The following is a 6,232-nucleotide window of genomic DNA, read 5'->3' on the forward strand; positions in this document are numbered from 1 at the left end:
AAACTTTTCCAGTCCGTTTTGGCATGAAGATCTCAGAAGATATGGTAAACAAACACGGCCTCCGCTTTAAGGAATCCGCTGTTATTTTCGATGAGAACGAACCTGCCGATCAAATGTATCTGATCCTTTCAGGAAAAGTGGGAATCCATAAAAAAGTAAAAGAAGCATTCAAACTTCTAATAGAACTGAAAGAAGGGGATATGTTCGGTGAGATGGCGCTGGTAGATCGCAAACCAAGAAGCGCAAGAGCCATCGCAAAAACCGACGTATTATTATTTGCGATCACCGAGAGCGTATTCTATAACCTAATCCAAACCAACCCTTCTTTCTCTTTAAAGATGGTAAAAATGCTTTCTTCCAGATTAAGAGAGACCAACCAAACCATAGCTAGTCTTTTAAAAGGAGACAGAAAGAATATTGTTACTTCCGCACTTGTCACTTTCGCACAAACGAGAGGGGAACAAGAAGATGGGCAATACAAGGTACATTTGGCTGCGTTTATGAAATGGGCAATCTTAAGAGTTGGATTGGAACATACGGACTTGGTATCCGCGATCAATCTTTTAGTGAAAGACAAGATGGTCGAACAACCTAAAAACGATCCCAGCCATATATTGATACGGGATACGTTTTTTAAATACACATTGGACCAGTAATTCTTGGCTGAACAAAGCTCACCGGCCAAACAAAGCAGGCTGGACTATTTAGACAACCTCAGATCGTTTGCCTTATTATTAGGATTAGCGTTCCATGTGGCGATCGTGTATGCCGCAATCATCATATATCCATTACGAAATAATGATAGATCAATAGCATTTGATGTGTTCGGAGAGTGGGTGCATCTTTTTAGAATGCCCATGTTCTTCGTTCTTTCCGGATACTTTACTGAAAAAATTTATCTTTCTAAAACGTTAAAAGAATTCTTAAGACTAAGAGCATTAAGGATCATTCTTCCTCTGATCCCAGGGATCATATTATTCGCACCGATGCAATACTATGTAAACGCATTGCAAGAAGGTTATCAAGAAAACTATTTCAAGTTTTTATGGGAAGAATTCTTACTCAAGAATCCGGCTCCTTCTCACCTTTGGTTCATACTATATTTAGCATTATATACATTTTTGTATTTGGGTGTCCGCCCGGCAACCTCTAGGATCGGAGCACTCATACTTCCTTCTTCCAGATATGGAGAAGAAGGATCCCGAAAAAGATCCAGCGTAAAATGGGAAACGTTATTAATCGCAGGGATTTGGTGTACGATTTGGACCTGTGGAATTAATTACTTTTTTCTAAAGGACGAAAAATATTTTAATATAGAACCGGTGCAGTTCATCTACGATTTCAGCTTTTTCTTATTCGGAAGTTTTTTGATCGGAAAAGAAAATACGATCATAAAAGGAAAAACGGATCTTTTCGAGATCATTCTACTCGGGTCTTTATCTCTTATATTTTTCGGACTATTTTATTGGGTGAGCACAATCGATCCATACTGGTCTTATTTCGGATATACCGGGTTTGGAATGAGAATACTTCATATTTTTCTAAAATGTTTGGGCGGATGGATCTGGATCGCATTTTTCATCCGACTCTTCCAACTCTTCTTTAACAAATCGGGGAAACTCAGTTCTTATTTAAGAGAATCCAGTTTGCCTGTATATCTCATCCACCATCCAATTTCTCTCGGGATAGGATTTTTGGTCGTAAGCACAAGCCTTTCTATCTGGATCAAATTTTCACTTCATATCATTTTGGTATATGCTCTCACCTTCTTAGTGTATCATTTGATCATCCGAGATTCCAACTTCTGGCTGACTGTCCTTGGAAATAAAGGGATCAGTTTTAAGAGAAATAAATAATTCGCATATTCTTATTATAGAAAACCGGTTCCACCGAACTCCTTCGGTTTCTACGTAAAAGATAAACCCAACCTAGTAATCCTACGAATAGAAATTTATTTACTTAGGGGTCATAATTTTCCCAAAAAAAGGCAAGGAAATCAATCATGACCCCTAATCGAAAAGCTTGGATCTATATTCTTTTATTCTACACGATCGGTCTGGTAGGTTGTAAAAAGGATAATAGCAGTACGGATCCTTTAATGTATATGATCTTACTCAATAATCTTCCTGTTGCAGATATCGTATTCGAAAAGGGCTTTCCTGGCTCGGACAATACTCTTACTACAAATAATTTTACGGGAGTGGCGGGCGATTATACAATCACAATCGGAGGAGAGGCAGCCACTGGGATCAATCTCCCCGGAGATGGAAGTTTAGAATTTATCATGCCTGCCATTTCAGGGATCGCTGAGAACACCACTCTTCCTATGGTAATCACCAAAAATGGTAATCCATTCCTTTCAAAAACGGTAAGATACAGACCGATTATAGATATTACCTTAGGAGCGCCTAACAGTTACAGCAGACTTGTCAGCGCTGCAGATCAAAACAGCTATCTCAGTATTACGTTAGGAAGTACAGGAGACGTTCTATTCAATATCTTCGGATATTTCGGAGCCAACCTGAATTTATACTATTACAGCAGTCCGACCGGCTCCAAAACTACAATTGTAGAAAACGGAAAAGCAGGGGCCCAATTCAAAAAGGCGAATCTAACAAGCGGAACTTATATTATAGAAGTTAAATATTCAAGCGGTGCATTTCCTGCGAGTTACAGAACAAATATTGCAAACGGCCAGATCCAGGCGACTTCAGTCTCCAACCAAATGGACTACGCCAGATGTTACGATACCTTGGCAGGCGGAACTACATATGTAGGGGCTTCAAACGATTGTAACGGTTTAAACGGAGGCACATATACTCGTAGCGGAAGATGCACTTACCCTACAGACAACGGAATTACGACCAGAAGTTATTATACTAGCGGAACTGGGTTTGGCGGCTTCGACCCTTGGTATGCAGAAACCACATGCACCCAGCCCGGTTACGGATCTTATAATGAATCCGAAGCTATCTACGAGTTCAATTAAGAAGAAGTCCTTCAGGATTTTATAATATTTCCGCGGGTTCAGAAAATTTTAAGGATTGCCATTGGCTCTACATTCTCTAAAATCCGAGAAAATGTCCGTCCGAACCCGTCCTAAAATATTCTTAATAGACGATCATCCCATTGTTCGTTCCGGATTGGAATCCGAGATCAAGGCCTCCGGGGATTATGAATATTGCGGTTCTGCCTCTTCCATAAGAGAAGGTACCAAAATGATGAGCTTTGCCAGGCCGGACCTTCTGATCTGCGATGTTTCCCTACAAGATGAAAATGGGATCAGAGAGCTGGATTCTATCCGTAAAAAATTCCCAGAGATGAAGATCGTATTTTTGACGATGCATAGGGATTGGTCCTATCTGCAAGAAGCAATCTCTGCAGGCGCAGATGGTTATATCCTAAAAAGCGATTCTATGGAATCTATTATGGCTTCCATTAAAAAAGTATTAAATAGGGGCAAAGTATTTCCTGGAGAGATCGCAAACTTCAGCTACGACGAAAAACATATCAGAGAAGTAGCCGAGATCGTTAAAAAACTTACCAAAAGAGAAAGCCAAGTCTTGAACTTTTTGTCCAAGGGAAAATTAAACAGGGAAATCGCAGAAGAATTAAAACTCAGCGTTAGAACTGTCGAAGCTCATAGAGCATCCATATTCAAAAAATTAGAAGTGGATAATATGGTAGAATTGACTAGAATTTTAGTCCAACTCAAATCCTTAGATCCAAATTAAGAACGAAGTAATATAGTAAACCTGGTCCCCTTCCCTTCTTCGGAAGAAACTAGTATCTCTCCTCCATGAGCGGATACGATTTTACGGATAATAGAAAGCCCGAGTCCTGTTCCATACGGTTTTTTACTCCCGAATCCTGAATCGAAAATATATTTTTCCATATCCTTGCTGAAACCTTCTCCATTATCTTCGAAGATCAGATAAGTAACATCCTCCTCTTTTTCAACCCGAATCGAAAAGATCCCTTTTTCATCAGTAGCTTCCGCAGCATTTTTAGCCAGATTAAATATCAATCTCCTAATACGTAAAGGATCTAGACGAATGCTTCCTTTTGCATTAATCTTAAAGATCAGTTTCATCTTAGTAGATTGAAAAAAAGTTCCCAGGTCCTCGAAAATTTCCTTAAAGTAGGTTTTAATATCCACATTCTGCAGATCCAAGATAATCCGATTTTTAGAAAAATCTAATATATCTAAGGTAAGATTCGTAAGTGCATCCACCTCCTTCTCCGCCTGAAATAGAAGACCGGCTTTAGATTTCCCTTTTCGGGACCCGATATTTTTCAGATTTTGACGGATCATCGCGATCGGATGCCCCAAATCATGAACGATCTCAGCAGAAAGTTCTCCGATCATCGCAAGCTTTTCTCTATCCTGCCTCGCAATATTACGCACTGAAAACGCAAGTGCATCAGCAATTCCCCTCACCCAATCGACTTGAGAATCATCCGAATACCTTTCGAAAGGAAGATCAAAGATCAATTTATAGAGTTGCTCATCTTGAACGGATACAATCAGCCTGTTATTTTGGATCATAGGCTCAGCAAGAGAAGAAGGGTCCAAACCTAAAAGGTCCTGCACATCATACTTATAAACTTCGACGGTTTCCAAATCTCCTAAAGAAGAGATGGAGTATCTTTTCCAAACCGATGAATTCGGTTCTTCTAAATATACGTAAACGGTTTGTTCCTTTCCGCTTTCATGCAGGATCTTTAAGGCAGTATCCGCAGCCTTATCATAAGAAGAAGATTGCATGATCTCTCTAGTGGAGAACACAAGAGATTTCATTTTGGTTCCCAACGTATCTGAACGTTGGAATGCTTCTGAGAAAATTTTAGAGATCAGAATGGAATATCCAAGTATAAGTGCAACTTCTCCGTATTGGATCAGATAGGTACCCTTCCAAAATCCCAAAAAGAGCATAATATCGTTCAAGGTAGCTAAACTGATCACCACATAACCAGCAAATAGAATGGGCCCTCCTTCTATCCTTCTTTTCAAACCGATTGCGAGTAGGACCAACCAAATTGGCATAGTGACCAAAGGCATATATAATGCGATGGGAAGAAGTGTGAGAGTATAATATGCATTCGGAAAAAATAATACGATAAAGACTGCAATATAATAAGGAATACAGATATAGTGACCAAACCTTCTCCAAAAATCGGTCTTACAGTATCTATACAAGAACGCGTACAAAGTCGGCCCGGAAGCATACACACTGATATATTCTAAACGATTGGGCAATTCCCAAGAAATTCCCTGCAAAAATTCGTAAGCTAACCTGGAATCACCGTTTGTCAAAGAACGGATCATGATCAGAAAACAATGAAATGCAAATAATATATGAGCGGATTCGTTCCTTCTGAAAAAATAAAAGAATACATTATAAAAAGACATTGTGGCCGCAATTAATACCAAGGCCCATTCCAAGTCTCTTCGCCTTTGTACATTCTTCAGAACATTTTCCAATTCTCCCAACTGAATGGAATTCCAAACTCCTCCCCATCTGTTTTGAAAATTGGAAACATGAAATACCAACTCCAAATTTTCCGAATCGGAAACTAAAGAAATTTTTAATTCATACTTTGCTCTTGCGTCTTCTTTCGATTTTCCGATCTCTCCCACGCTTGCTATCTTCTTTCCATTTGCATAAAGTATATAAGAAGTTCCAAGGTCAGGAATTTTGAGAGCTAGGTTTTGTTTTCTTTCTCCCAACTTAATTTTAAGTCGGTAGGTAGCGTAGCCATGGCCAGAGGAATTTTGATCTTTTGAAAATCCTTCCGACCAAACGGAAGGAACTGTTACAAACTTTCTTTTGGATTTGAATTTTGGATCCGAGAAGTCACCTGATGAAATAAATTCTTCCCAATAAAATTCCCATTCTCCATCCAAAGGGACGATCTTACCGTCTTCGAAAGAATGTTTACTTAAATCTAGAATTCCATTCTTCGCAGAAGAATGTTCCAAGCCCGATCCGATGAGACCACAGCTAGAAAGAAAGGAAGAGATTAGGAGGGCAAAGAAGGTTGTTTTTCCGAATCTCACGCGGCAAATCTAAGTGGAATCTTGAAATCCGTAAATGCAAAACCTGTCTGTTATTCTAAAAATCCCTTGCCAGAGAATCTCGAATAAAAATCATGTCTTTTACCGGGCCTGATAAGACTTGAACTTATGACCCCGCGCTTATCAAGCGCGTGCTCTAACCAACTGAGCTAC

5 protein-coding genes are annotated in these 6,232 nt (G+C 39.5%); 4 read left to right on the forward strand and 1 reads right to left on the reverse strand.

Annotated features, from left to right (window positions below; genetic code table 11):
* Positions 1 to 23 precede the first annotated feature (23 nt).
* The 4 genes from CH352_RS15645 to CH352_RS15660 all read left to right on the forward strand — a co-directional run bounded on the left by CH352_RS15645 (position 24) and on the right by CH352_RS15660 (position 3,734).
* Positions 24 to 656 carry a Crp/Fnr family transcriptional regulator gene (locus CH352_RS15645; RefSeq protein ID WP_100706619.1) on the forward strand — a complete coding sequence of 211 codons (633 nt, stop codon included), beginning with the start codon at positions 24 to 26 and terminating at the stop codon, positions 654 to 656.
* Between the two features lie 3 nt (positions 657 to 659).
* Entirely contained in the window at positions 660 to 1,856 is a 1,197-nt protein-coding gene (locus tag CH352_RS15650; RefSeq protein ID WP_100706618.1) for an acyltransferase family protein, read from the forward strand.
* 146 nt (positions 1,857 to 2,002) lie between these two features.
* Complete coding sequence (locus tag CH352_RS15655) at positions 2,003 to 2,989, forward strand: hypothetical protein (RefSeq protein ID WP_100706617.1); 987 nt, start codon at positions 2,003 to 2,005, stop codon at positions 2,987 to 2,989.
* Between the two features lie 91 nt (positions 2,990 to 3,080).
* Complete coding sequence (locus CH352_RS15660; RefSeq protein WP_100706616.1) at positions 3,081 to 3,734, forward strand: response regulator; 654 nt, start codon at positions 3,081 to 3,083, stop codon at positions 3,732 to 3,734.
* Here CH352_RS15660 and CH352_RS15665 read toward each other — a convergent pair.
* Positions 3,731 to 5,983 carry a sensor histidine kinase gene (locus CH352_RS15665; protein WP_243396311.1) on the reverse strand — a complete coding sequence of 751 codons (2,253 nt, stop codon included), beginning with the start codon at positions 5,981 to 5,983 and terminating at the stop codon, positions 3,731 to 3,733. The genes CH352_RS15660 and CH352_RS15665 overlap by 4 nt on opposite strands.
* Positions 5,984 to 6,232: the final 249 nt, after the last annotated feature.

This window comes from Leptospira hartskeerlii, assembly GCF_002811475.1.
Taxonomy (GTDB): Bacteria; Spirochaetota; Leptospiria; order Leptospirales; family Leptospiraceae; genus Leptospira_B; species Leptospira_B hartskeerlii.